We start from the raw sequence: 24,804 nt of genomic DNA on the forward strand, positions 1-24,804 counted from the left end.
CCGCGGGGAGGGGCTCAGAGCCCCGTGCCGGTGTTGCCGGGGCCCTTGCTCTCGGGGAGCGGGGGCAGGTCCGTCTGAGCCTGCTGCGGAGCGGGACGGTTGACGCGGTCCCGGAGCTCCTTGCCGGTGCGGAAGAGCAGGCCGCGCTTGGGCTTCACCGGGATGACCTGACCCGTCTTCGGGTTGCGGCCCTGATAGCCCTGGTAGTTCTTCACGTGGAAGGCACCGAGTCCGCGGATCTCGATGTTCTCGCCACGGCAGAGGGCATCCTTCATCGACTCGAAAATCGTCTCGATGGTGGCCTCAGCCTGCTTCTGCGTCACGCCCCGCTTGGCCACGAGGATGTTGATCAGATCGGACTTGAGCATCGGACGCTCCCGCAAACCCGGTGACCCCTTGGAAACAGGGCGCTCTGGCCCATGGTCGAATCCTGAAAACATAACAGAACACATCCTTCGTGCAAGCTGGGTGCGCTTGCAAACACCCAGAACCTCTACGGATTTCCCCCAACAGCCACTTTGACAGAGGGGGAGGGGGCGGGCTCCGCCAACCCCGGGCGGAGCGGCACCACCAGGTCCAGCCACCGCGTGCGACGTAACAGGTCAATACCGGCGCAGTCCGCTGCCTGGAAGATCGGTTCCAGTTGTTCGAAGCCGGGGGCTCGGGGGCCGTCCCAGGTGTCCGCGCCGCCGGTGATCATCACGCCGTGTACGGCCAGCGTGGTGTCCGCGAGCGTGAGGACCGCCGGATCCTTCGCGGGGCGCAGGCCGCCCTTGCGCAGGCGCTCGAGCAGGGTGGCGGCCACCATCTTGTCGACGACCTCGTGGACGAGCGACTCGGGGACGCGGAGCCGGGTCGCCAGCTCGCGGGGCGTGGGGGCCTGCAGGCCGTCCACCCAGGCGAGGGTCGTCTCCTGGGCGACGCGCGCGCCGACCAGCTCATTGGCGCGAGGGTGGCTGCCGAAGGCGAACAGGGAGTGACGGAACGCGGCGTGCTCCACCGCGTAGGACAGCCTCGCGCCGAATAGCAGCAGCAGCCAGCTCACGTAGACCCACGCGAGGAACATGGGCAGCGCGCCGAGCGAGGCGTAGAGCGGATTGTATTGGAAGCTGCGCTCCGCGAAGGCGGCATACACCTGCTTCGCGAACATCCACCCCAGACCGGACACCAGTCCCCCCGCGACGGCCGAGCGCACGCGGACATGGGCGTAGGGCGTCCAGTAGTAGAGCAGCGTCAGGCTCGCCACCGCGATGAGCGTGGTGCCCAGCAGGATGAAGGCGTTGGCGTAGGGCGCGTGGCTCTGCAGGAAGACGCGGACCTTGCCCGTGCCGGAGAAGGACACGGCGAGGAAGAATGGCCCGATGAGCAGGAGGCCCGCGTAGATGAGGAGGCGGATGCGCCACGGACGCTGGCGCCGGATGCCCCACAGCTCATTCACCGCGCCGTCGAGCTGGCGGAGCAGGGAACCCGCGGACAGCAGCACCGCCAGGAAGCCCACGCTGCCAATGGCGATGGTGTTGCCGGGGTTGAGGAAGCGGTCGAGGAACGCGGAGGACTTGCCGCGCACGCCCGGGTTGAGCACCTCGCTGACGACGAAGCGCAGCTTCTCCTTGAACTCCTCCTGATGGAACGCCGTCAGGAGCACCAGCGCGACCGTCAGCAGGGGCACCAGGGAGAACATGCTGACGTAGGTGAGGGCGGCGGCCCTCAGCCGGAGGTTCTCCCCGCGGAAGCCCTCGGTCACCGTCTTCGCTGCCAGGAACGTGTCCGTCGCGAACAGTCCCAGGGGCGTGTGCTGCACGGGGGCCCAGAGCCGCGCGGCCTGGGCGGCCAGCTTCTCTCGGGTGCTGCGGAGCCACTGCAGGGGTGTCACCTTCACGGGGGACCCTCAGGCGTCCCGGCCGCGGCAGGCGCTCGCCTGTCGGGGGCGGAGGGAACGTTCCCCTAGACGGGGCGATACCTGTGCGGTGTGAGAGGACATCATCCGAGTGACTGGGCCGAACTTGGCGGCGGAACACGCCCCAAGGAATGGGTGCCCACGCTAGCCAATCCCAGGCGGCGAGAGCCAGCCCACCCCAGTTCAGGGTGGCGTGGCCTCGTACACAATCCGACATGCTGGAACGATGGTGTTTGCCTGCCTGCTCTGCGCTCGACGGAGCGGAGGCTACGGCCTCGCAGAGGATGCGATGCCCCTCGTCACGAAAGGTGCCCCCTGATGTCCCACCACCGAATCTGAGGGGACCGGAGGCCCTGGCGACGGTGGGCCGCGATGTAGTGGAGAGGCAGCCACTCGTCGCGGCAATGCGCCCGCGACGCACACCTACCAAAGCTGAGGCGATGGGAGGCCGAGGCACCTGCGAGCCGCGACGCGGCCCGATGCCATGTGGCCTGCTGGCGACCCCTGCCCCGCACTGGGAAGTGGGCAGGGCAGGGTGCCAGGGTTCAACGTGTCAGCGAACCGGCTCAGTCCGTGCCGCCGCCAGAGCCTTCGGAGCCGCCACTGGAGGCCGGGGGCGGAGGCGTCGAACCACTGGCGCTGTCTCCACCGCCGGAGCCGGACGTGTTCTGCGCACCACCACCGCGCTCGCCCCGCTCACCCCGGCGCTCGCCGCGCTCGTGCCGTTCACCGCGCTCGGACCGGTCGCCCCGCTCACCTCGCTCGGAACGCTCGCCACCACCGCGCTCGGAGCGTTCACCGCGCTCGCCACCGCCGCGCTCGGAACGCTCACCACCGCGCTCACTCCGTTCGCCACGGGGACGGTCGCCACCCCGGCCCTCGCGGCGCCCCTCGCGCCGGTCACCGCCGCGCTCCGGGCGCTCGCCACCGCTGCGCTCACCACCTCGCTCCCGGTCACCACCACCGCGCTCCCGGTCACCACCACCGCGCTCCCGGTCACCACCGCCACGCTCCCGGTCACCACCGCGGTCCCGGTCCCTGCCGCCGCGCTCGCCGCCACGACGGCCCTGCTCCTGGCGGCCGTAACCGCCGCCGCCGTTGCTGTCGGGCTTGCGCTGCTGCATGGCCAGCTCGCCATCACCCGAGCCCGGGGACGACGCGACCTTGTGCTCGGGGCCCGTCGCCGAGCGTCCGTAGATGTCGTACTGCTCACGGTGGTAGTTCTGCTGCGCCTTGACCTGGATGGACTTGTTGTACCGGTCCATCAGGTGCCGCAGCTCGTTGCGCTCCTCGCCCTGGAGCAGGCGCGCGACCTCCGCGTTGCAGTTGATGACCAGCGTGGAGTCCTTGTAGCCCGGCGCTTCGCGGCGAATCTCGCGGAAGATTTCGTACGCCACGGTGGTGGCCGTCTTCACGAAGCCGTTGCCGTCGCAGTACGGGCAGTCCTCGTGGAGCACGCGGCCAATGGACTCGCGCACGCGCTTGCGCGTCATCTCCACGAGGCCCAGCTCGGAGATGCGCAGCACGTTCGTCTTCGCCTTGTCGCGGCCCAGGGCTTCCTGGAGCGCCTTGAAGACCTTGTCGCGGTTCTGCGCCTTCTCCATGTCGATGAAGTCGCAGATGATGATGCCGCCGATGTTCCGCAGACGGAGCTGGTAGACGATCTCCTTGGCGGCCTCGACGTTGATCTTCGTGATGGTCTCCTCGAGGCTCTTCTTGCCGACGTAGCGGCCCGAGTTGACGTCGATGGCGGTGAGCGCCTCGGCCTGGTCGATGATGAGGTAGCCGCCGCTCTTCAGCCACACCTTGCGCTGGGTGGCGCGCTGGAGCTCCTGCTCGATGCCGTACGCGTCGAAGACGGTGTCGTCGCCCTCGTGCAGGGCCACGCGGTCTCTCAGCGCCGGGTCCTGCGCGGTGACGAAGCCGAGGATGCGCTCGTACTCCTCGCGGTCATCGACGACGAGCTTCTCCACGTCGTGCGCGAAGAGGTCGCGCGTGGCGCGCAGGATGAGGTCCAGGTCCGGGTGCAGGATGCCGGGCCCGCCCCGCTTCTCGTTCTTGCGCACCACCTGGTTCCACACCTCGATGAGGAACCGGATGTCGCTCTCGAGCTTCTCCTGGGGCACGTTCTCCGCGACGGTGCGGACGATGAAGCCCGTCCCGGGCGGGCGCAGGCGGTCCACGATTTCACGCAGACGCCGGCGCTCCTTCTCGTTGGAGATGCGGCGGCTGATGCCCACGTGGTCCACCGTGGGCATGAACACCAGGTGCCGGCCCGGGATGGAGATGTGCGAGGTGAGCCGAGCGCCCTTGGTGCCGATGGGGTCCTTGGAAATCTGGACGACGACTTCCTGGCCCACCTTCAGCAGGTCTTCAATCTTGTCCGTGCGGCGAGGCTTGGCCTTCTCCTTCTCCTCGTCGCGCTTGTCGCCGCGGCGCTTCTCCTCCTGCGGCCGACGACCCTTCTCCTTCTCCTTGCTTCGGGGCTCGCGGGCCTCACGGGCCTCGCGCGGCGTGCGGCGCTCACCGGAGACCTCGGCGGGGCGGGCAGCCTGCGCGGACTCGGCGCCCGCGGGAGAGGGGATGATGTCCCCGAGCGCGGAGGCGGCGGGAGGCGGCGGCTCGACGGGCAGCCCGGCCACATCGGTACCGGACACCTGGCCGACGTCAGCGGCGACGGCAGCGGGCTCGGACGCAGCCGCGAGAGACAGCGCCGCCTCGGGCGACGCCGTCGGCTGCGCGGAAGGCGCTTCACCCACCGCCGAGGAGGGCTCGGCCGTCACCGCACCGCCCACCGTGGCGGCCTCGGCCGTCACCGTACCGGTCGCGGCGGGGGACTCCGTGGTCACCGCATCCGCCGACGTGGCGCCCTCGGCCGCCACCGCGGTGATGGCGGCCGTCACCGCACCCGCGGACGTGCTGCCCTCGGAAGGCGCCGCGCCCGTCGCCGTGGCGGCCTCGGCCGTGGTGGCCTCGGAGGCCACCGTCACCGCGGACGAGGTGCCCTCGGCCGTCTGCGCCTCGGAGGGCGCCGCGCCAGCCTGAGCGGAAGCGCTGGGCGTCTCGGACGTCGCCACGGCCGCATCGGACTCGGCGGGGGGCGTCACGGAAGGCGCATTGGCGGCCAGCTCCATGACGGTGTCGCGCGGCAGCGACTCCGTGCGGGCCGCGGCGGCCTCGACCTGGGCCTCCTCGGCCTCCACCTCGGTGTGGCGGGGGGCGTGGCGGGCGGCGATTTCAGCGGCCTCGGCCTCGGACTCGTCGGGGACATCCGGCGCGTCCTCGTGCTCGCCCTCGGTCAGCTCGAACTGCGCGCGCGCGAAGTCCGGGTCGTAGACGACGTCACTGACGTAGAGGAAGGCGGCCTTCTCCAAGCCGATGTCCACAAAGGCGGCCTGCATGCCGGGGAGCACCCGGACGACCCGGCCCTTGTAGATGTTCCCGACGACGCCCTTGTCCTTCTTACGCTCGAGGTAGAACTCCGCGATGTGTCCGCTCTCGACGAGCGCGACGCGCGTCTCGCGACCCGCGGCGTTGATGACCAGGATGCTGCTCATGGATGAGTCCTGCTGGCGCGCGCGGTAGGGCGGACCTCACCGGACGGGCGGCGGCGAGACGCCGGGCCTCCGTGCGCGCTGCGAAGGGAGAGGCGGCCTCCGGCGGGCCTTCAGCGCACGACGCCTGCCCGGACATGCCGGGTGCGGCGAGGGGCGCGCTGTCGAGGACCGAGGGGACCACCGCCTGCTCCTCCGAGTTCATTGGCGCCCCGCATTGCGACCGGCACCGTGCCGGGCGAGGCCTTGTCTTCACAACGCGTTCGAGCTTCCCCACGACGCGCGAGCCGTCCGCTCTTCTATCCACACCCGGTCGATGCCCATCGTGGGCACCTTGGGGGGCGACTGGAGCCTCGGTACAACCGGCGCGACTGGAGGAGCGGGAACGCAACCCGTCAAAATCCCTACCAGACGTTGACTCCCGACAACGCGGGGCGTCACACAACCGTCCAGAAACACGGGGAGTTTTCCACGGCCCCCCGGGTGTGTAAAGCCGAGAAACGGCTTCCATCCACTGTCAGGCAGATGCCGGGCTCCTACCCGGCAGGGCATCAGGCCTGAGCGGGGGCTTGCTTCCGCTCTCCGGGCTTGTCCAGCCGCCCTCGGGGCCGCCGCACCAGCCGCAGACCCGTCCAGGTCGCGTCGATGGTGCAGATTTTGTTGTCCACCAGACCGATGTCCAGGGCCGCGTGGCGGACGAAGTCCTCGGAGAGGCCCTTGCGGATGCCCTCGCCGCCCGGCCAGCAGACCCAGATGCCCCCGGTGAGGGCCATGGCGCGGGCCAGGGCGGGCAGCCGCTGCACCAGCTCCTGCGGGTCCTGGGTGAAGAAGAGGATGACATCCAGGCCCGTCACCGCAGTGATGAGGAACTCCACCCCATCCGGCAGCGGGTTGAGCTTCTGCACGAAGCCCCGAGGCGGGTTGATGACGGAGACCTTGGACCCGGCCCGGATGCCCAGCATGGAGGGCAGGGAGGCCAGCGCGTAGGGCGTCATGAAGTGCGCTCCACGTTGAAATGACTGAACTCGCCGGTGGCCTCGCCGTCCGTGCGCTGCACGCCCGAAACCCGGGCCTGCGACGGACCGCGATGACACCAGCGGATGAATTCCTCGAGCACGGCGGGCTCCCCTTCCACGACGGCTTCCACGGACCCATCGGGCCGGTTGCGCACCCAGCCTGTCAGACCCAGGCGGGTGGCTTCAACGCGGGCGCTCTCCCGAAAGAAGACGCCCTGCACCTTGCCCTCGATGCGCAGCGAGGCTCGCCGCGTGCCACTCATGGACCGCCCCATCCTCTAGGCATTGCCCTGCAGCATCTGCAGGAACGCCTGCTCATCCAGGATTCTTACCCCGAGTTCCTGGGCCTTCTTCAGCTTGCTGCCTGCATCCTCGCCCGCCACCACGAAATCGGTCTTGCGCGAGACACTTCCAGCGACCTTGCCGCCTCGGCGCTCGACCTCTTCCTTGGCCTGCTCCCGCGTCATACCCGTCATCGCGCCGGTGAGCACCACGGACTTGCCCACGAAGGGGCCGCCGGTGGCGACCTGGGGCGCCGCCGGCTTGACGCCCGCGGCCAGCAGCTCCCGGATGGCGGCCTGGTTCTGGGGCTCCTGGAAGAAGGTGTGGATGACCTGGGCCATGATGGGGCCCACGTCCTTCACGCGCGAGACGTCCTCCAGGCTGGCCTTGAAGAGCAGCTCCGCCTCCGGGAAGGCCTCGGCCAGCGCCTTGGCGGTGGCGTCACCCACGTGGCGGATGCCCAGGGCATAGAGGAAGCGGCGCTGCGTGGTCTGCTTGGAGCGTTCCAGCGCGGTGACGAGGTTGTCGGCGCTCTTGTCGCCCATGCGCTCCAGCGACAGCAGCTTCTCCCGGTCGAGCGCGTAGAGGTCCGCGAACGTCTTCACCCGGCCAGTGGCCACGAGCTGCGCGGCCAGCTTGTCGCCCAGGCCCTCGATGTCCATGGCCAGCCGGCTGGCGAAGTGGCGAATCTTCTCCACCAACTGCGCGGGGCACGAGGCGCCCGTGCAGCGGATGATGGCGCCGTCCTCGTCCTTGGTCGCCACCGCGTTGCAGACGGGGCAGTGCTTGGGGAACTCGAAGGGCGCGGAGTCCGCGGGGCGCTTGGAGAGCACCACGGACACGATTTCGGGAATCACGTCACCCGCGCGGCGCACGAAGACGGTGTCGCCCTTGCGCACGTCCTTGCGGCGCAGCTCGTCCTCGTTGTGCAGCGTGGCGCGCGCCACCGTGACGCCGCCCACCTTCACCGGCTTGAGGTGCGCCACCGGCGTCAGCGCGCCCGTGCGGCCCACCTGGATGCCAATGTCCTGCACCTCCGTGGACTCCTCCTCGGGCGGGAACTTGTAGGCCACCGCCCAGCGGGGGCTCTTGGAGACCTGGCCCAGGCGCTTGCGCTGGTCCTCGTCATCCACCTTCACCACCATGCCGTCCACTTCGAAAGGCAGCTCGTGGCGGCCCTTCAAGGAGGCGTCATAGGCGCCGCGCACGCCCTCCAGTCCCTCCGCGAGGCGGTACTGGTTGGTGGGCAGGCCCAGCGTCTTCAGGTACTCCAGCTTCTCGACGTGCGTCTTGAAGGCGGGCACGCCCTCGGTGGGGACGCACTCGTACAGGAAGACGGACAGGGGGCGGGTCGCCGTCTCCTTCGGGTCGAGCTGGCGCAGGCTGCCGGCGGCGGCGTTGCGCGGGTTGGCGAAGAGCGGCTCGCCTTCCTCCTCGCGCTTCTCGTTGAGCTTCTGGAAGTCCTTCTTGCGGATGAAGACCTCGCCGCGCACCTCGAGGACCTCCGGCACCTTCACGCCGTCCTGGGGGAACAGCGTCATGGGCAGGCTGCGGATGGTGCGCAGGTTGGTGGTGACGTCCTCGCCGGTGGTGCCGTCGCCGCGCGTGGCGCCCTGGACGAAGGCGCCCTTCTCATAGCGCAGGGCGATGGCGAGCCCGTCCAGCTTGGGTTCGCACACGTAGGTGATGGCGGGCTGGCCCACCAGCTTGCGGATGCGCTCGTCGAACTCGATGAGGCCCTGGTCCTCGAAGAGGTTGGCCAGGGAGAGCATGGGCGCCCGGTGCACCACCTCGCCGAACTCCTCGGCCGCGGCGCCGCCCACGCGCTGGGTGGGCGAGTCCGGCGTCTGGAGGTCCGGATGCTTCGCCTCCAGGTCCTGCAGCTCGCGCATCAGCTTGTCGTATTGCGCGTCGCTGACCTCGGGCGAGTCGAGGACGTAGTAACGGTAGTTGTGGTGCGCGAGCTCACGGTGGAGCTCACGGGCTCGGGCTGCGGCTTTCTGGAAGTCGTCCACGGTTCGCGGTCCTTACTCCAAAACACGTCGCGGCGGTGCGCGCCGCTGATGGCCGCCACTCTAGGGTTCCCGACTGACAAGGTTTCCTCGCCGCCCGTGCGTGAACCCGTCCCAGGGGGAAGCGGGACTCGGGGGCGGGGGGCTGTCGCTGGGAGTGACGATGCGCTCGCCGCGACCCAAGGGGTCCTCGGTCCGGGGTGGGAGGTGCCAGAAGGCCCGCACCGCCGCATGGAAATGGAGCGCACCCGGGCGCGTGTTGCTCAGCAGGAAGCGATGGCGCCGAGGGCCTCAAGATGCCTTGACAGGCCCAGAGGCCGTCAATAACGTCCCTCGCGGTTTCATGGCGCAGGCGTATCCGACGGCGCCGTCTCTTCTCCCAACCACAAGGCTCACGCCCGCGCAGTCCCGACCTGGGATTCCGGCGGGGCCGTCCTCCTGGAAGGTGCTTCCGAGGGCCGCGCGGACGTTTCCCCCCGCCATTCCACCCGTCCGAGTCCTCGGTCGCTTCGTTCCTCCCAAGCGTTACAGACATGCGTAAAGCCCGTACTTCGAGAGAGAAGGCTGCTGACACCGACGTCGCCGTGGAGGCGGACGCGGAGAAGCCTCGCCGCAAGCGTGCGGCGAAGACGGTGGAGCGGGAGGAGGCCGAGAAGCCCGCCCGTGCCCGCCGCAGCACCCGTCGCGACGAGGAAGTCAGCGCCGAGGCCGAGGAGGCCCCCGCCGAGCCGCCCCGTCCCGTCCTCACCCCCATCTCCCGCCCGGTCCGGGACGATGACCTCCAGGAGGCCCGCATCTCCGGTGAGGAGGAGCCGGCCGCCTCCCTGCCGCCTCCTCCCGAGGCCCCCGAGGCCCCGGCCATCACGGAAGTCACCCGCGACGGCGAGCCGATGCAGGTCATCAAGCTCAATGACCTGAAGCGGATGAAGATCACGGACCTGTCCAAGATGGCCCACGACGTGGGCGTCGAGGGCTACCAGGGTCTGAAGAAGCAGGACCTCATCTTCGCGCTGCTGGGCGGCATCGCCGACAAGCGCTTCGAGGTCCACGCGGAGGGCGTGCTGGAGCTGCTCAGCGACGGCTTCGGCTTCCTACGCAGCGCGGACAGCGACTACCAGCCCAGCCCGGACGACATCTACGTGTCCCCGTCGCAGGTGCGCCGCTTCAACCTGCGCCCGGGCGACACGGTGACGGGCCCCATCCGCCAGCCCCGCGAGGGCGAGCGCTTCTTCGCGCTCCAGAAGGTGGACAAGGTCAACTTCGCGGACCCGATGTCGGACGCGGCGCGCGAGCGCATCCTGTTCGACAACCTCACGCCGCTCTATCCGACGCGCAAGCTCAAGCTCGAGCACGAATCGTCGGAGATGACCACGCGCATCATCGACATGTTCTGCCCCATTGGCCTGGGCCAGCGCTGCCTCATCGTGGCGCCGCCCAAGGCCGGCAAGACGGTGCTGCTGCAGAACATCGCGCACGCCATCAGCCGCAACCACCCGGACGTCTACCTCATCGTGCTGCTCGTGGACGAGCGCCCGGAGGAAGTGACGGACATGGAGCGCAACGTGCGCGGCGAGGTGGTGTCCTCCACCTTCGACGAGCCCGCCACGCGCCACGTGCAGGTCGCGGAGATGGTCATCGACAAGGCCAAGCGCCTCGTCGAGCAGAAGTACGACGTCTGCATCCTGCTGGACTCCATCACCCGTCTGGCGCGCGCCTACAACACGGTGGTGCCCGCGTCCGGCAAGATTCTGTCCGGCGGCGTGGACGCCAACGCGCTCCACAAGCCCAAGCGCTTCTTCGGCGCCGCGCGCAACATCGAGGAGGGCGGCTCGCTGACCATCATCGGCACCGCGCTCATCGACACCGGCAGCCGCATGGACGAAGTCATCTTCGAGGAGTTCAAGGGCACGGGTAACTCCGAAATCGTCCTGGACCGGAAGCTGATGGAGAAGCGCATCTTCCCGACGCTGGACATCAACAAGTCCGGCACGCGCAAGGAAGAGCTGCTGCTGGGCCCGGGCGACCTGGTGCGCATCACCGCCCTGCGGCAGGTGCTCCACCCGTTCACGCCGATTGACGCGATGGAGTTCGTGCTCAAACACATGCGGCCCACCCCGTCGAATGCGGACTTCCTCGGGTCGATGAACCGGTAGAGATTGTCCGAGCAAGGAGTGTCCATTGCTCAGACACGGACGTTTCCGCCTGCTCACCCTCGTGATGGGGGTGACGCTGGGCGGCGGTGGAGTGGGATGTGACGGCCTGGGAGACTTGCCGCTGGGGGACATCCCCCCGACGCTGTCCGACCAGATTTGTTACACGGACGACGACTGTGTGGCCAACGCGTGCTGTGGGCTGGGAACGGCCGTCACGCACGCGGACGAAGGCCCGACGTGCGGCGGCCCCTGCAACAGCGGCTGCCCGGACGGCTCCATCGACTGTGGACGCTGCATCCCCACGTGCCGCGAGTCACGCTGCGCCGCGGCCTGCCAGTAGGGCTCAGGCGGCGGGCGGCTGACGTTCGCCGGGCAACGGGGCCGAGGTGGCCAGCGCCACGGCGGGCGCGGGCTGCGCCTTCAGCCGGGCGTAGTCGAAGCACGCCACCAGGACGGACGCCACGGGCACGGCGAAGAGCGCGCCCACCAGCCCGAAGAGCCGCTCCCCGGCGATGAGGGAGAAGGCGACGATGACGGGGTGCAGGTGCGCCGCCTGCCCCATGATTTTGGGGTTGAGGAAGTACGCCTCCAGCGCGTGGATGCCGATGATCCACGCCAGGATGGCCAGCCCCTTCTGGAACCCATCCGCCAGGGCGATGAGGACGATGGGCACCGAGCTGATGATGGTGCCGAAAATCGGGATGAGGCTGAAGAAGGTGGCGATGGTCGCCAGCAGGAAGGCGAACTTCACGCCGAACAGCAGCAGCCCCACGAACGTCAGCACGCCGTTGACGATGCAGATGGTGACCTGCCCGCGCACCACGCCGGACAGCGAGCGGTCGATGCGCTCCAGGAGCTGCCGCGCGTCGGTGGCGTACTCGGGCGGAATCAGCGTGCCGAAGTAGTGGCGGATGGCCTGCGCGTCGATGGAGAAGAACGCGGCCACCATCAACACGAAGAACAGCATGAACACGCCCGCGGCCACGCTGGTGACGATGCTGCGCGACACGTTGACGATGTCGCCCAGGTTCTCCTGCACCAGGATGGACACGCGCTTCACCGCGTCGCCCAGGAACTGCTCCAAGTCCAGCGCGAAGCCGAAGGTGCCGTTGCCGTTGCCTCCGTCCGCGCCCTCCAGCGCGCGGTTGGACAGCGCCACGGGGATGCCGCGCGTGCTGAGCCACGACTCCGCGCGCTGCGCGAGCTCCTGCACGTTTTCGGGCGTGAGGGTGTTGGCGAACGTCACCGCCTCCCGGCTGACGCGGGACATCTCGCGGTAGAGCTGCGGCACCAGCGCGACGAAGAAGAGGTACGCGCCCACGAAGAAGCCGGCGTAGATGAGCAGCAGCGCCGCCCAGCGCGGCACCGGCCGGCCGGCCACCTTCACCTGGGAGATGCGCCGCACCAGCGGCTGCACCAGGTACGCGATGAGCGCGGCCCCGGCGAAGGGCATCACCACCGAGCGGAAGGCGAGCAGCAACAGCAACATGCTCAGCCACAGGGCTCCCAGCAGGAGCAGGCGCTTGCGTTTATCGGCGAAGGTGATGGCGGTGTCCTGGGGCTGCTGCGACATGGCGTCTGGCTTACGGCAGTGCCATCCCGGTGACAAGGGCCGCCACGTGAGGAGGCCCACTCCAGGGGGGCGCGGGGCCACTCGGGCACGGATGGTGCCCGTTCAACATTTCATCGGGGCTCAGGCCTGGGGGAGCTGAAGGCCGCTCAGCTTGGACTGGAGCCGCTCCAGGCAGTCGCGCATGTGCTTGCGCTTGATGCGTCCCTCGGTGGCCTCGCCCAGGCCCAGCATCTGCTCGGTGAGCCAACGACTGAGAAGCAACAGGGCCAACCGGTCGGTCGGCGCCAGGCCCCGCTCCAGGTAGCGCTTGTTGCGCATGTAGTCGTCGTAGGCGTCCGTCTCGTGGGACAGCTCCCAGTGCGTCAACCGGAAGGCCTCGCGGTAGACGGCCGGAGACGGGCGGGCCTGGGGCTCGGTGAAGAGCGGCGCGAAGTGGCCTCCGGTGTCCAGGTCCAGCTCCTCGACGGGCGGCGGCCACTGCGACAAGTCCTTGTGCAGCAGCTTCGCCACCTCCTCCAGGAGGTGGTCGAGCAGGGTGACCGGTTTGAGGTCGAAGAGATGGTCCCAGCGAGACGCCATGCCGCTTCTCTACCTCAAATGCCGGCGTCGGCCGTGCCCGCGTCGGTGCCGCCGTCACCGCCCGTGCCCGCGTCGGAGCCGCCGTCGCCCGGCCCCGCGCCCTGGCAGCAGGCGGGCACCTGCGAGAAGTAGAGCCCCGACTGGGAGCAGGACACGCGGATGTCGCGGCGGTAGACGCCGCAGCCGGTGACGAAGCGGTCCTCGCCGCAGGTGGGCGGTGCCGCGGTCGCCGGGTCGCAGGCCTCCAGGGTGACGGCGCACACCGCGCGCGAGCGGTAGAAGCGCGCGTCGGTGCGGTCACCCGCGACGACGGTGCAGGTGGTGCCGTTCGTGCACTCCTGGAGGATGGGGCCGCTGGAGCAGGGGCCCACCGTGCACTCGGGCTCGCAGTTGAGGGCTTCCGAGCCATCGCAGCGGGGCGCCTGGCTGCAGAGGTCTTCCGAGCAGGCGCTGGTGAGGAGGGCGAGGAGCAGGGTCGGCAGAGCGAGACGGAACACGGGGGCCTCAGTCAGGTCAGGAGAAGCGCTCGAGGAAGTTCAGCAGGATTTGGCGGCCCGAGGGAGACGGCGTGAGCCCGGCCAGCAACTGGCGGACATGTTCCCCGGGCGTCGCGCCCCGCGCCACGGCGGCCTGGTCCAGCTTCTCCCGGCGCGCCTCGATGACGGCGCGCAAGGTGTCCACGCCCGCTTCCGGATGGAACTGCACGCCGCGCACCTTGGGGCGGAAGGCCAGCGCCTGCGCGGCCGTGTTCGCGTTGCTGGCGAGCACCTGCGCCCCTTCGGGCACCTGCGAGACGATGTCCTCGTGGGTCGCCTGCGCGGTGAAGCGTTCGGGGACGCCGTCGAAGAGCGCGTCCTTCCGGCCGGCCTCCGTGAGCGTCACCTGGACGCTGCCCGTCTCGCGGCCCTGGGGATTGCGGGACACGTGGCCGCCGTAGGCGTGCGCGAGCAACTGCTGCCCGAAGCACACACCCAGCACCGGCGTGCCGCGCTCGCCGGCCTCCACCATGAAGTCCGCGGCGCGCTCCATCCACGGTTCCAGCGCCGTCACCGACAAGGGGGAGCCCGTCATCATCACCGCGTCGTAGGCGTCCGCGCGGGTAGGCAGAGGCGCACCCTTGTGTACCGGGACGACGTCGAAGCGGTAGCCGGACAGTCCAATGGTTTGCAGAAACCACCGGTCGTAGTCGCCGATGGAGACGCGCACGGAGTCGGCCGCGTCGCCGGCTTTCAGCAAGAGGACGTTCTTCACCGCCGATGGTTGCCGCATGCCATCCCCATTCCTACCGTGTCCTGCCCCGCGTGTCCGTTCCTGACCAGTGTGTGTGGAACGCGCCCGTGTGCTTCGAGGTTTCCACATGACCGGCGCCCGTTGGCTCTCCCACTCATCCACCGACCCCAGTCTGCGCATGGACGGGCGGCGGGTGGAGTCCCTGGTGGAGCGCCCGGCGTCTTCCAACGAGAGAAGGGATTGATTCGATGCCGACCCGACCGAAGGCGAAGGTCCTCAACCATCCCGTCATGGCCCGCCGGATGCGCGACAAGGCGCCGCGTGCCCGGGCGAGAGGCCATGCCGCGCGAGAGGCCTCGGATGTGGATTCGCTGCGGCGGTGGTTGGATGAAAAGGGCATCAAGAAGGTGAAGGTGGGCGCGGTGGACGTCGATGGCGTCTGGCGCGGCAAGTACATCTCCCTGGAGAAGTTCCTCAGCGCGGCCAAGGGCGGGCTGGGCTTCTGCGACGTCGTCTTCGGCTGGGACTTGAGCGATGACCTGCTCGACAACACCGAGGTGACGGGGTGGCACACCGGCTACCCGGACACGCACGCGAAGGTGGACCTGTCCACCGGGCGCGTCATCCCGTGGGAGCCGGACACCGCGGCGTTCCTGCTCGACTTCGAGAACAAGGACGGCACGCCCTTCGAGGCCAGCCCCCGGCAGCTCCTGCAGAAGCTGGCCACGCGCGCGCGTTCGCTGGGCTACCTGCCGCGCTTCGGCGCGGAGTACGAGTTCTTCATCTTCAAGGAGCAGCCGCAGAGCCTGAAGGACAAGGGCTACCAGGGGCTGACGCCGCTCACGCCGGGCATGTTCGGCTACTCGTGGCTGCGCACGTCGCTCAACGCGCCGCTGGTGCACGCCATCATCGACGGGTGCAACGAGTTCGGCCTGGGCATCGAGGGCTTCCACACGGAGACGGGGCCCGGTGTCTTCGAGGCGGCCATCCGCTACGACGACATCGAGAAGTCCGCGGACAAGGCCGCGCTGTTCAAGACGGTGGTGAAGGAGATTTGCGCCCGCCACGGCGTCACCGCGTGCTTCATGGCGAAGGTGAACGCGAAGCTGCCAGGGTGTTCGGGGCACGTGCACCAGTCGCTGTGGGATTTGGACGGCGAGCGCAACCTCTTCCACGACGCGAAGGCGCCGAACGGCATGAGCAAGCTGCTCCGGCACTACATCGGCGGGCAGGTGGCGCTGATGCCGGAGCTGACCGCGCTCTACTGGCCCACCATCAACAGCTACAAGCGCAGCGTGGAGAACACGTGGGCGCCCACCACGGTGACGTGGGGGCTGGAGAACCGCACCACCGCCATCCGCGTCATTGGTGAGAACGCGAAGGCGATGCGCCTGGAGTACCGGCAGCTCGGCGCGGACATGAACGCGTACATCGGCATGGCGGCCAGCCTGGCGGCGGGCCTGTGGGGCATCGAGAACGAGGTGGAGCCGCCGCCGCCGTGCGACGCCAACGCCTACGCCAAGAGCGACGCGCCCCCGCTGCCGCGCAGCCTGAAGGACGCGGTGGAGCTGCTCAAGAACAGCGAGCGCGCGCGGGAGTTGCTGGGCGACGGCTTCGTCGACCACTTCGTGCGCACGCGCGAGTGGGAGGTGCGCCAGTACGAGCGCGCCGTCACCAACTGGGAGTTGGAGCGTTACCTGGAGCTCATATGAGCGCGAAAGAAGCAGCCGCGATGAAGCCGTTCGACCTTCCCTCCGAGCCGCGCGTCACCGAGATGGCGTGGCCCACGCGCATCGTCTTCGGCGCGGGCGCGCTGCTGCGGCTGCCCGCGCACACCCAGCGCCTGGGCATCCAGCGTCCGCTCCTGGTGACGGACGCGGGCGTGGTGAAGGCGGGGCTGGCCGCGCGCGTGGTGGACGTGCTCAAGACGGCCGGCCTGCAGTGCGAGGTCTTCGACCGCGTGGAGCCCAACCCCACCGAGCGCGACGTGTTCGCCGGCCTGGAGACGTACCGCGCCCACGGGTGTGACGGCATCGTCGCGCTGGGAGGCGGCAGCGCGCTGGACGCGGGCAAGCTGATTCAGCTCCTCACCACGCACGAGCCGCCGCTCAGTCGCTACGACGACGCGAAGGGCGGAGACCAGTACGTGCGCGATGACCTGCCGCCGCTCATCGCGATTCCCACCACCGCGGGCACGGGCTCCGAGGTGGGTCGCTCGGGCGTCGTCACGCTGGAGGACACAGGCCGCAAGACGGTGATTTTCAGTCCGCACCTGCTGCCGCGCGCCGCCATCTGCGACCCGGAGCTGACGCTGGGGCTGCCTCCGGGCGTCACGGCGGCCACGGGCATGGATGCCTTCACGCACTGCCTGGAGGCCTACCTGGCCAACGGCTTCCACCCGCTGGCGGACGCGGTGGCCATCGACGGCATCCACCGCGTGGGCCGCTCGCTGGAGGTGGCGGTGCGGGACGGCAAGGACCTGGCCGCGCGCACGGACATGATGGTGGCGGCCATGGAAGGCGCCATGGCCTTCCAGAAGGGCCTGGGCGCCTGCCACGCGCTGGCGCACGCGCTCACGCCCATCTCCAACCTGCACCATGGGCTCGCCAACGCCGTGGTCCTGCCGGTGGTGATGGAGTTCAACCGGGCCGTGTGCACGGCGCGGCTGGCGCGGGTGGCGGTGGCCCTGGGCGACACGACGAACGCGCGCGAGGAGGTGCTCGCGAGCAACGCCATCGACCGGGTGCGCAAGCTCAACGCGGCCGTGGGCATCCCCTCGCGGCTGCGGGACGTGGGCGTGCAGGAGAAGGACCTGCCGCGCATCGCGGAGAAGGCCTTCCAGGACGCCTCGCACCTGTGCAATCCGCGCAAGGTGACGGAAGCGGACCTGCTGGCCATGGCGCGCGAGTCCTACTGAGCGCGCGGCGGCCCGGGGGAGGGGAACTCCCCCGGGTGTGGTGTCACGGCGCGAGAGGACGGCTCAGGAGCCGTCATCCATGGCGCCCAGGTTTCCGCCCTCGGTGCCGCCGTCCGACAGCACGGAGGCGCCCGTGCCGTTCGTCCCGTCGACCACGGTGCCCGTCACCTCGGTGCCGGCCTCCTCGGGCGCGAACTCGAGCGTCTCCACGAACACCTGTCCTGGCAGGCGCAGGTCCATGGCGTTGATGCGCTCCTGGCCGCGCAGCTCGTAGAGCTGCTGCGCCACGGGCCCCGCCGGGATGCGCTCGTTGGAGAAGAAGATGTACATGCGCACCTTCCCCTCCTGGTACGGGACGCGGAAGCTCGTGTGCGCCACGGGCGTGTTCGCCTCGCAGCGGATGGAGCGGTTCTCCCGCGTCAGCGTGAGCTGTCGGATGACGCCCTTCTCGGACACCGTGTACAGCATGCAGTAGGGGAGCTGGCCCTCGGAGGGGATGACCTCCACCGTCGCCGCCCCCGTCTTGCGCAGTTGCGCGCGCGTTGGCCTGTCCGTCGATTTCTTCCCGTCACAAGCCACGCCACACAGCGCGGCCACCACCAGCAACCCACTCCAGCGCTTCATGTGTCCCTCCCGGGGTGTGGAAGAACCTTCACCAACGCGTTCAGATTACTGCGGAGCGTCCTCTTCCGGGGAGGTCTGGCGTCGTCTGATGTCGACGTGTGAGGGCGCCAACGACCGCCAGTGCACACCCCGGCCGGGCGGACGCGGGCATGCACGGCGTCATGCCCCGGAGGACGAGAGACGCGGGCTCAGGGACAGCCGGAGCTGACCTGGAGCGCGTCGTAGGCCATCCAGCCGTTGCGCTTGGTGCCCGTCGTGGCCGCGATGACGTAGCCATACAGGAACTTCATCGTCCCGGACTGCTGACGATAACGGCCCGCGCTGTCCTGCACCCACAAGGGAATATCGATGGACGGCACGCCGTGCTCCGTGGGGACGTCCAGGCGCTGGAACCTGGTGCCCGCCGGGAAGTGGTCCACCGCGGGGCCCCCGAGCGCGAAGCCCGGCACGTTGAAGACGAGATTCACTGAACGCAGGCCGTTGGCGCGCACCAGCGGGAGGTAGTCGCCCGCGCGCTCGTGGGTCGCCGTGCTGTCGTAGACGACCTTCTTGAACTCCAGCGTCGTGTCATGCGCGTTGCGCACGGCGTAGCAGCCCATCTTCGCCAGCCCCGCGCCCAGCGCCGAGACGTGGCCGACCTTCTGTTCGAAGGAGGTGCGCCCCAGGATGCTGGAGATGGGCAGCCAGCCCGCGCTGGAGTTGGACGTCGACACCGCGAAGGCATGCCGCTCACCCGCGAAGGTTCGCGTCTGGCCGTAGTTGAAGGCGGCGCTGGTGCGCGTGTTGGTGCCCACCACGGTGCCGTTTCCATCCCGGATGGGGACGCCCGTCACCAGACCCCAGTTGTCGTCCTCGGGCGCGTTGGTGGGAACGCGGTTGCCGCCGGATGCCTGGAGCTTGCAGTTGTAGGGACTGACGAGACAGTAGGTGCCATTCACACCAGAGAACGCCGCCTGCTCCTGGGCCGCGAGTGTTTCGTCCGCGTCGTGCGGGGCATCACTTCCACAAGCCGAGACGCCGAGCGCCGCCGCGATGACTGCATGGAGGGGGATTCGCATGGCGGGATTGGAAAATGGTAATATTAGAAAAGCAAGGAAAGCGTGGTGCGGGGTGGGCGTGCGGGCGGGGAAGTGGCCAATGACAGACACCTGGTCCCGTTCCTGGAGGAGGCTCGACGGCACCACGGATTTGGATTCAAGTCCCGGCCACCACCGCGCGCGACCACCTTGGTTCTTCTTCTCCTGAAGGAGTTCCCCATGCAGAAAGTCGGCTCCCGCAGCCCCAAAACCCGCTCCCCTTCGAAGCGCCATTCGCCGTATGCGAAACCCGCTCCGCGGACGTCCGCCTCGCCGTCGCCTTCCGCGTCCTCCAGTCGCGCGTCGTCACCGGCGCCGACGGACAGCTTCGACGGCGGGCCCGCGAGAACGCGGCCCCAGCGCTCGGCGGCGACAGGCGGACCTCGTCCCTCCAAAGCGGACCTCTTCAAGCAGTCGAAGGACGTGGGGCTTCAGGACACGCACTCGGCGCGTCCCGCCAACATGGAGGCGCTGCGCACCGTGAAGGACAGCCCCACGGACAACCTGAACACGCTGGCGCACTACTCGAGCCAGGCGTCGAACCAGAAGGGTGTCTTCGCCAGCGGCCCGTTGGACTCCCGGGGGCTGGGGCCGCAGCAGGTGCTGACGTCGGTGCCGGACCGCGACAAGGGCGAGCACACCAAGGTCTTCGGCCAGATGACCGGAGGTGAAAAGAGCTCCACCCAGTACCAGAAGCAGCTCGGCACCGCGGAGCCGGGCACGAAGTACGAAATCCTCCACGGCATGGGCCACGGCGAGGGCGGCAAGAAAACGCAGTCCCCCAACAACCTGGCCTCCGCGTCGCACGGGGCCAACACGGCCATGATTCCCCCGGACAAGGCCATCTCCGGCAACCCGGACGTCCGCGTGGACACGACGTTCGCCATGCGGCCCGGCACGCAGCGGGCCGAGTACGTGGACCAGCGCTTCTTCCACAAGGACCACCCCGACCAGCCCTTCTTCTCGCAGCGCATCGACGGGGACCGGCCGGCCGTGACGACCAGCGAGTACAAGCGGATGGAGGAGCAGGCCTCGCAGTTCAGCGACCCGGACACGCTGCGAGGGGCCGCCCACCTGATGAACCTCGGCAAGGCCTCGCGGAACGGCGGCTCCAACAGCGGCAACGCCTGAGTCCTCGCGTCCTGGGAGACGCGGGGCCGAAGGGCTACCGCGTCTCCGGGCGCACGTAGACGACCACCTGGGGCGTCTCGTCCACATAGAGGCCCGTCACGGGCGTGCGCGTACCGAACGCCTGCCACGTGAGGAACTCATGCTCACGGAACTCCTGGTGGTACTGGTACGCGACGATGTCCGCGTCGGCCGGGCTGCCCACCGCGCGCAAGTCGGCGCGCAGCATGCCGTTGCGCTGGTAGTCCCGGAACGAACCGCCGTGCACCTCGTGCAGGAACAGCCGCGCGCCTTGCTTGGCGTTGGCGTTGATCCACGGCAGCACGCCCGTCACGTGGCTGGACCAGAACTGCCGCTGCATGCCCAGCGTGGCCGCGCCCGGCAATCCGCCCGCGAGCTCCGAGTACGCCGCCGTCCCATAGGGGAAGACGCGCACCGAGTACACCAGCGCGGGCGCCAGCAGCACCGCGAACACCGGCACGGCCACCGCCGCCTGGGGCAGTGAGGGCCACTTCGCCTTCAGCACCGCCCACAGCGCCGTGCAGCCCCGGGCCACCGCGGCGCCCGCGAGGATGCCCAGGAACACCATGGACGGGAACCAGTGCTTCACGCCGCCGAAGTGGGGCACCTGCGGGTGGCTGATGATGAGGATGGAGGCCACCGCGTTCACGCACACCAGCGCCTCGGTCATCGTCACCGGGCGCTCCACCCACGCGCGCGTTTTCTCGAAGGCGCCCAGCACCGCGCGGGCCACCAGCGCCACCAGGCCCGTCACCATGGGGACGAAGAGGCTGGTGGGCACCGTCAGCGCCGTCTTCACCACCACGTAGGCAAGCGGGAAGGGCGGCTCGCGCAGGAGCTGGTTCAGATAGAACCAGGCGTAGTGGTTGTGTTTCGCGTGGAAGGCCAGGTACCACGCGGTGCGGTCCACCGGGTGGTGCCAGAGGTAGGGCCAGTGCAGGTAGAAGATGACGGGCCCCAGCACCGCCATGGCGGCGATGGGCACCAGCGCCCGCGTCACCGGCGCGCTCACCTTGTCCACGCCCTGGAGCACCCAGGCGCCGCCCACCGCGAGCCCGGCGAACAGCAGCGTGTGCGGGCTGAGCAGCAGGAACTTGCGCTGGAAGCCCTCGCCGCCGCCCAGGGACAGCAGCAGCAGCCCGTAGAACACGGCCACCGCGGCGAACACGCCCACGAAGCGGCCGAGCCAGGCGCGGGCCTCGGGCTGGCCTTCGCTGTCGCTCCACGCGCGCCACAGCGCGAAGGGCGTGAGCACGAAGGGGAGGAACAGCGCGTTGTGCTTGGTGGCCAGCGTCAGGCCAAAGGCCACGCCGCACCACAGGCCCCAGCGCGTGTCCTCCAGGGCGCGCCAGAAGCAGTAGACGACCAGCAGCCACATGGCGGCCACGGGCACGTCGAAGCACGCCATCTCCGAGTTGAAGTATTGGCGCGGCACCAGCATGAACGCGAAGGCGGCGAACAGGCCGGCGACGCGGCCGTACATGGCGCTGCCCAGCAGGAAGCTCAGCGCGGGCACCATCGCCGCCAGGGCGAAGGCGGGCAGGCGGAACGCCGTCGCCGAGCGCATCCACCCCAGCCCCTGGTGGAAGAGCAGGTGGCTCAGGCTGAACAGCGCCTTCATCAGCACCGGGTGCTCGTGGTTGTAGTCCCACGCGCGCACGATGGCCGCGTCGGTGAAGGCCCGGGCGGGGGACTGGAAGAGCTGCCGGAACCAGCCCGCGTAGTGCTCCGCCGCGATGAAGTAGACGCTCTCGTCGCGCGTGTAGCCCACCGCGGCTTCCGTCAGCCACAGCGCCGCGAAGGCCAGCACCCACAGGGCCCAGGCCAGATACTTCTCGTCGCGCGTGGGGGCGCGTCCTCGCATCATCCCCGCACCCCCACCTGCTGCTCCACGGCCAGCACGTCCAGGCACACCTGCCGCCGGTCCGCGTTGTCCGCCTGCACCCAGATTTTCACGGTGCGCGGCCCGCCCTCCGGCAAGCGCGCCTCCGCCTTCTGCACGCCCTCCATGCCCGGAGGAATGGCCAGCGACAGCAGGCCCGTGCCCGCCGTCACGTCCTCCACACCCAGATGCGTGGTGGACAGGCGCGCGTCCTTCGGGAAGGCGTGCTCGAAGATGATGCCGCCCTCCAGGCGCAGGCCCAGCCCGCCGGGGACGCCGTCCAGCTCCGCCACCAGGCGCTGCTTGCCGCCGGGCGCGTGCATCCAAAGACAGCGCCGCGGCTCGTAACGGATTTCGTGCCACTCCGGCGCCACGTACAGGTGCGCGGGGCCGGGGCAGCGGTGGACCTTGCCGTCGAAGGGGCAGTCGCGGCGCGTGCCGTCCGGCTGCTCCAGGTACACGCGGGCCTTGGCGTACGCGTCCGTGGCGGTGAAGCGCCGCGGCCGGTGGAGGCCATTCTCGTAGGGCGTCAGCGTCAGCGTGCCGTGCCGCGACGCCTCGCCCACGGCGCGGCGCCCGGGGAGGAACGCTTTCAGGAAGCCCGCTTCATCCGAGCGGGGCAGCTCTGGCTGTCCCAACACCCAGACGCGCGGATGGGCGGACAGGTCATCCGTGTCCGAGCCCAGGTAGCCGTACACCGGCATCGCGGGCGGCACGAAGATGCGGGCGCGCTCCGCCCACCAGGGGAACAGCAGCACGGCGTCACCGGGCTGTCCCTCGGCCTGGAGCCGCTGCGCCGCGGCCTGGTAGTCCGCTTCCGAGGGGAGGCGGCCCGGCAGGCGCAGGTGGAACACCAGACACAGGAGCGCGACGAGGAGGAGGCCCCCCAGCTCGACGAGGGGCAGGGCGCGCGTGACGCTAGGACTTGGCAAGGCGGATCTTCTGCTCGCTCTTTTCCCGGCAGAAGGTGCAGAAGATGGCCTCACCCTGGATGAAGGACGGCGTCCAGGGCGGGTACATCGAGCACCGCGGGTCCAGGCAGTGATGCAGCTCCCAGAGGTGGCCCAACTGGTGGAGCGCGTGGCGGGAGACGGCCTTGAAGGCGCTCTCCAGGTCCTTGTGGGGCGCGATGGTGAGGATGGCGCGGTCCCGGCCCTGGCGCGCGAAGCCCGCCGTCGGGGCCACGCCGCTGGGCAGCTCGCGGTCCTTCAGCTTGCGCGTGGTGAGGATGAGCACCTTGTCGTCCTTGTAGGAACGGATGCCCTTCACCTCATCAATCAGCTTCTCCGCGTCCAGCGGCTCGGACATGCCCGCGGGCACCTCGGCGCTGCCGGAGTGCTCGCTGCCCACGCCGAACGCCGTGTAGAGCGTGCGGTTGAACTTCGCGAGTTGCTTGTCGTCGAAGGGGTCCAGCGTCACGACGCGAATCACGGGGCGTCACCTCGGCGGAAGGGCCCTGGGCGGTGCGGCCATGCGCATCCGTCCGAGGGGGCCCGTCGGTCCATTGGGGCTGTCAGCTCTCACCTTCAGGTGGCTTCACCTTCGGGGGCCGGCCGCGCTTCTTCGGTGCGGCCGGCGGTGCACCTTCCACCTCCGGCGGCTTGGGCTTGGGAGGCCGGCCACGCTTCTTGGGCGCGGCGGGCTCGGCGCCCTCGGCGGAGGCCTCCGGCTTGGGCTTGGGAGGCCGGCCACGCTTCTTGGGCGCGGCGGGCTCGGCACCCTCTTCACCCTCCGCCTTGGCCTTGGGCGGGCGGCCGCGCTTCTTGGGCGCGGAGTCCTCGGAGGACTCTTCCTCCTCCTGCGATTCGCCTTCCTCGGAGGGCTCCTCCTCGGCGGGCTCCTCGTCGGAGGGCAAATCCAGGTCGCTGTCCAGGCCCAGCAGGTCGCTGTCCAGGTCCAGGTCGCCGTCCTCGCGCTGGAACTCGGCGGCGGTGCGCTTGGGGCGCTCGCGGCCGGGCGGGAAGAGGACGATGTCGATGGCGTCCTCGGCGTTGACCTCGGCGGTGCTCAGCGCGGCGGCGACCTCCGTCACCAACAGGTGACGGGCGTTGTCGTAGAGCTCGCGCTCCTTCGTAGGCAGGGGGCGCAGCTCGCTCAGGACCTGGAGGCCCTTCACGACCTCGGCCAGACCCATGATGCCGCCCTGGGTCATCCGGTCCAGGTTGGTGCGGGCGCGCTGCTTCCAATCGAGGTCGGCCTTGTCGCTGTCCGAGCGGAGGAAGGCGAAGATGGCCTCCACGTCCTCGGCCGAGGCGACCTTGCGCACGCCGATGGCGAGCACCTTGCCTTCAGGCACCATCACGACGGCGCCATCTTCCTCGCGGCGCATCGTGACGAAGGTGAGCTTCTGTCCCGCCACTTCCTTCACGTCGATGGCGGAAACGCGGCAGACTCCCTGGTTCGGATAGACGACGCGGTCGCCAACCGCGAGCTGGAGTGACGCGGACCCTTCAGGCATGTCCCCCTCGCGGGTGAGGTAGTTGGGTGAACGTCGGAAGCGGTTCGGGCTTAGCACCGAGCCACGTCGGACGCCACGAGTTTACCGGTGGATTGCCGCCGTGCGTGCGTCTGTCTGCTGAATTTGCAGGAGCTTGCTCAGCACCAGCTTCTGCCGGGCATCCAGCGCCGCTTCAACCTGTGCATCCGTTGGCTCCATGCCGTCCACTCCCGGCCGGGCGTCCACGCGCGCGGCCAAACCCAGCGTTCCCATCAGGCCGAACACGGCCACCGCCACCAGCTTCTTCATGGTGAGTCCTCCTTGCGGCCCAGGGTAGGGGGCGGCCTTCGCTGATCAACTTTTCGGCGACAGGTCGCTGCACCGCTGTAGCGGTCCGTTACGGGGTGTGCGTCCCGGGAGGCG

General features: G+C 69.5%; 22 protein-coding genes. 5 read left to right on the forward strand and 17 right to left on the reverse strand.

Annotation, left to right across the window (positions count from 1 at the left end; translation table 11 throughout):
* Nucleotides 1-14: 14 nt before the first annotated feature.
* The 6 genes from A176_RS06185 to ligA form a co-directional block, all read right to left on the reverse strand.
* Nucleotides 15-368 (reverse strand): HU family DNA-binding protein, encoded by a 354-nt coding sequence (locus A176_RS06185; protein ID WP_002634448.1) that lies wholly within the window; start codon nucleotides 366-368, stop codon nucleotides 15-17.
* A 125-nt stretch (nucleotides 369-493) separates the two neighbouring features.
* Nucleotides 494-1,879, reverse strand: coding sequence for a YihY/virulence factor BrkB family protein (locus tag A176_RS06190; RefSeq protein WP_002634446.1), 1,386 nt, complete (start codon nucleotides 1,877-1,879; stop codon nucleotides 494-496).
* 584 nt (nucleotides 1,880-2,463) lie between these two features.
* Entirely contained in the window at nucleotides 2,464-5,454 is a 2,991-nt protein-coding gene (locus A176_RS06195; protein WP_002634444.1) for an Rne/Rng family ribonuclease, read from the reverse strand.
* A gap of 548 nt (nucleotides 5,455-6,002) precedes the next feature.
* Nucleotides 6,003-6,446 (reverse strand): DUF3052 family protein, encoded by a 444-nt coding sequence (locus A176_RS06200; protein WP_002634442.1) that lies wholly within the window; start codon nucleotides 6,444-6,446, stop codon nucleotides 6,003-6,005.
* On the reverse strand, nucleotides 6,443-6,742 hold the full coding sequence (locus A176_RS06205; protein ID WP_082282692.1) for an acylphosphatase: 300 nt from the start codon (nucleotides 6,740-6,742) through the stop codon (nucleotides 6,443-6,445). The genes A176_RS06200 and A176_RS06205 overlap by 4 nt, the downstream gene beginning before the upstream one ends.
* A 3-nt stretch (nucleotides 6,743-6,745) precedes the next feature.
* A complete protein-coding gene (gene ligA / locus A176_RS06210) occupies nucleotides 6,746-8,764 on the reverse strand; it encodes an NAD-dependent DNA ligase LigA (RefSeq protein WP_002634439.1) in 2,019 nt (672 codons plus the stop codon).
* Between the two features lie 530 nt (nucleotides 8,765-9,294).
* On the opposite strand from ligA, the gene rho reads away from it, so the two are divergent.
* Nucleotides 9,295-10,914, forward strand: a complete 1,620-nt coding sequence (gene rho, locus A176_RS06215; protein ID WP_193409834.1) for a transcription termination factor Rho — start codon at nucleotides 9,295-9,297, stop codon at nucleotides 10,912-10,914.
* Between the two features lie 25 nt (nucleotides 10,915-10,939).
* Nucleotides 10,940-11,254, forward strand: a complete 315-nt coding sequence (locus tag A176_RS06220; RefSeq protein WP_002634433.1) for a hypothetical protein — start codon at nucleotides 10,940-10,942, stop codon at nucleotides 11,252-11,254.
* 3 nt (nucleotides 11,255-11,257) lie between these two features.
* Here the strand turns inward: A176_RS06220 and A176_RS06225 are convergent, their stop codons facing one another.
* The 4 genes from A176_RS06225 to A176_RS06240 form a co-directional block, all read right to left on the reverse strand.
* Nucleotides 11,258-12,487: an AI-2E family transporter gene (locus A176_RS06225; protein WP_002634431.1), complete on the reverse strand. Its 1,230-nt coding sequence runs from the start codon at nucleotides 12,485-12,487 to the stop codon at nucleotides 11,258-11,260.
* 120 nt (nucleotides 12,488-12,607) lie between these two features.
* Nucleotides 12,608-13,066 carry a hypothetical protein gene (locus tag A176_RS06230; RefSeq protein ID WP_002634429.1) on the reverse strand — a complete coding sequence of 153 codons (459 nt, stop codon included), beginning with the start codon at nucleotides 13,064-13,066 and terminating at the stop codon, nucleotides 12,608-12,610.
* Nucleotides 13,067-13,080: 14 nt separating this feature from the next.
* Nucleotides 13,081-13,563, reverse strand: a complete 483-nt coding sequence (locus A176_RS06235; protein ID WP_002634427.1) for a hypothetical protein — start codon at nucleotides 13,561-13,563, stop codon at nucleotides 13,081-13,083.
* Nucleotides 13,564-13,579: 16 nt separating this feature from the next.
* The gene (locus A176_RS06240; RefSeq protein WP_002634425.1) at nucleotides 13,580-14,335 is read right to left on the reverse strand and encodes a glutamine amidotransferase; all 756 of its coding nucleotides are present in this window, start codon (nucleotides 14,333-14,335) and stop codon (nucleotides 13,580-13,582) included.
* A gap of 209 nt (nucleotides 14,336-14,544) precedes the next feature.
* On the opposite strand from A176_RS06240, the gene A176_RS06245 reads away from it, so the two are divergent.
* Nucleotides 14,545-16,008, forward strand: a complete 1,464-nt coding sequence (locus A176_RS06245) for a glutamine synthetase family protein (RefSeq protein WP_002634421.1) — start codon at nucleotides 14,545-14,547, stop codon at nucleotides 16,006-16,008.
* 20 nt (nucleotides 16,009-16,028) lie between these two features.
* The gene (locus tag A176_RS06250; RefSeq protein WP_044889608.1) at nucleotides 16,029-17,213 is read left to right on the forward strand and encodes an iron-containing alcohol dehydrogenase; all 1,185 of its coding nucleotides are present in this window, start codon (nucleotides 16,029-16,031) and stop codon (nucleotides 17,211-17,213) included.
* A gap of 63 nt (nucleotides 17,214-17,276) precedes the next feature.
* Here the strand turns inward: A176_RS06250 and A176_RS06255 are convergent, their stop codons facing one another.
* Together A176_RS06255 and A176_RS06260 are read right to left on the reverse strand one after the other, a co-directional pair.
* Nucleotides 17,277-17,837, reverse strand: a complete 561-nt coding sequence (locus tag A176_RS06255; RefSeq protein ID WP_002634418.1) for a hypothetical protein — start codon at nucleotides 17,835-17,837, stop codon at nucleotides 17,277-17,279.
* A gap of 188 nt (nucleotides 17,838-18,025) precedes the next feature.
* Nucleotides 18,026-18,895: a hypothetical protein gene (locus tag A176_RS06260; RefSeq protein ID WP_044889607.1), complete on the reverse strand. Its 870-nt coding sequence runs from the start codon at nucleotides 18,893-18,895 to the stop codon at nucleotides 18,026-18,028.
* 441 nt (nucleotides 18,896-19,336) lie between these two features.
* On the opposite strand from A176_RS06260, the gene A176_RS39665 reads away from it, so the two are divergent.
* On the forward strand, nucleotides 19,337-20,044 hold the full coding sequence (locus A176_RS39665) for a hypothetical protein (RefSeq protein ID WP_021781090.1): 708 nt from the start codon (nucleotides 19,337-19,339) through the stop codon (nucleotides 20,042-20,044).
* A gap of 34 nt (nucleotides 20,045-20,078) precedes the next feature.
* On the opposite strand, the gene A176_RS06270 is transcribed toward A176_RS39665, so the two are convergent.
* The 5 genes from A176_RS06270 to A176_RS06290 form a co-directional block, all read right to left on the reverse strand.
* The gene (locus A176_RS06270) at nucleotides 20,079-21,929 is read right to left on the reverse strand and encodes an ArnT family glycosyltransferase (protein ID WP_002634412.1); all 1,851 of its coding nucleotides are present in this window, start codon (nucleotides 21,927-21,929) and stop codon (nucleotides 20,079-20,081) included.
* Nucleotides 21,926-22,876 (reverse strand): hypothetical protein, encoded by a 951-nt coding sequence (locus tag A176_RS06275; RefSeq protein WP_044889605.1) that lies wholly within the window; start codon nucleotides 22,874-22,876, stop codon nucleotides 21,926-21,928. The genes A176_RS06270 and A176_RS06275 overlap by 4 nt, the downstream gene beginning before the upstream one ends.
* Nucleotides 22,863-23,375 (reverse strand): zinc metalloprotease, encoded by a 513-nt coding sequence (locus A176_RS06280; protein ID WP_002634409.1) that lies wholly within the window; start codon nucleotides 23,373-23,375, stop codon nucleotides 22,863-22,865. Before A176_RS06280 ends, A176_RS06275 begins: the two co-directional genes overlap by 14 nt.
* 82 nt (nucleotides 23,376-23,457) lie before the next feature.
* Complete coding sequence (locus A176_RS06285; RefSeq protein ID WP_002634407.1) at nucleotides 23,458-24,402, reverse strand: CarD family transcriptional regulator; 945 nt, start codon at nucleotides 24,400-24,402, stop codon at nucleotides 23,458-23,460.
* An 81-nt stretch (nucleotides 24,403-24,483) separates the two neighbouring features.
* Entirely contained in the window at nucleotides 24,484-24,690 is a 207-nt protein-coding gene (locus tag A176_RS06290) for a hypothetical protein (protein WP_002634405.1), read from the reverse strand.
* Between the last annotated feature and the right edge of the window lie 114 nt (nucleotides 24,691-24,804).

The sequence above is a fragment of the Myxococcus hansupus genome, from assembly GCF_000280925.3.
Classification (GTDB): domain Bacteria; phylum Myxococcota; class Myxococcia; order Myxococcales; family Myxococcaceae; genus Myxococcus; species Myxococcus hansupus.

Coding starts and splice junctions, on each gene's coding strand:
- rho (WP_193409834.1), top strand. CDS start 9,295: ATGCGTAAAGCCCGTACTTCGAGAGAGAAGGCTGCTGACACCGACGTC.
- A176_RS06250 (WP_044889608.1), top strand. CDS start 16,029: ATGAAGCCGTTCGACCTTCCCTCCGAGCCGCGCGTCACCGAGATGGCG.
- A176_RS06185 (WP_002634448.1), bottom strand. CDS start 368: ATGCTCAAGTCCGATCTGATCAACATCCTCGTGGCCAAGCGGGGCGTG.
- A176_RS06255 (WP_002634418.1), bottom strand. CDS start 17,837: ATGAAGCGCTGGAGTGGGTTGCTGGTGGTGGCCGCGCTGTGTGGCGTG.
- A176_RS06245 (WP_002634421.1), top strand. CDS start 14,545: ATGCCGACCCGACCGAAGGCGAAGGTCCTCAACCATCCCGTCATGGCC.
- A176_RS06290 (WP_002634405.1), bottom strand. CDS start 24,690: ATGAAGAAGCTGGTGGCGGTGGCCGTGTTCGGCCTGATGGGAACGCTG.
- A176_RS06225 (WP_002634431.1), bottom strand. CDS start 12,487: ATGTCGCAGCAGCCCCAGGACACCGCCATCACCTTCGCCGATAAACGC.
- A176_RS06230 (WP_002634429.1), bottom strand. CDS start 13,066: ATGGCGTCTCGCTGGGACCATCTCTTCGACCTCAAACCGGTCACCCTG.
- A176_RS06260 (WP_044889607.1), bottom strand. CDS start 18,895: ATGCGAATCCCCCTCCATGCAGTCATCGCGGCGGCGCTCGGCGTCTCG.
- A176_RS06195 (WP_002634444.1), bottom strand. CDS start 5,454: ATGAGCAGCATCCTGGTCATCAACGCCGCGGGTCGCGAGACGCGCGTC.
- A176_RS06270 (WP_002634412.1), bottom strand. CDS start 21,929: ATGATGCGAGGACGCGCCCCCACGCGCGACGAGAAGTATCTGGCCTGG.
- A176_RS06240 (WP_002634425.1), bottom strand. CDS start 14,335: ATGCGGCAACCATCGGCGGTGAAGAACGTCCTCTTGCTGAAAGCCGGC.
- A176_RS06285 (WP_002634407.1), bottom strand. CDS start 24,402: ATGCCTGAAGGGTCCGCGTCACTCCAGCTCGCGGTTGGCGACCGCGTC.
- A176_RS06200 (WP_002634442.1), bottom strand. CDS start 6,446: ATGACGCCCTACGCGCTGGCCTCCCTGCCCTCCATGCTGGGCATCCGG.
- A176_RS06205 (WP_082282692.1), bottom strand. CDS start 6,742: ATGGGGCGGTCCATGAGTGGCACGCGGCGAGCCTCGCTGCGCATCGAG.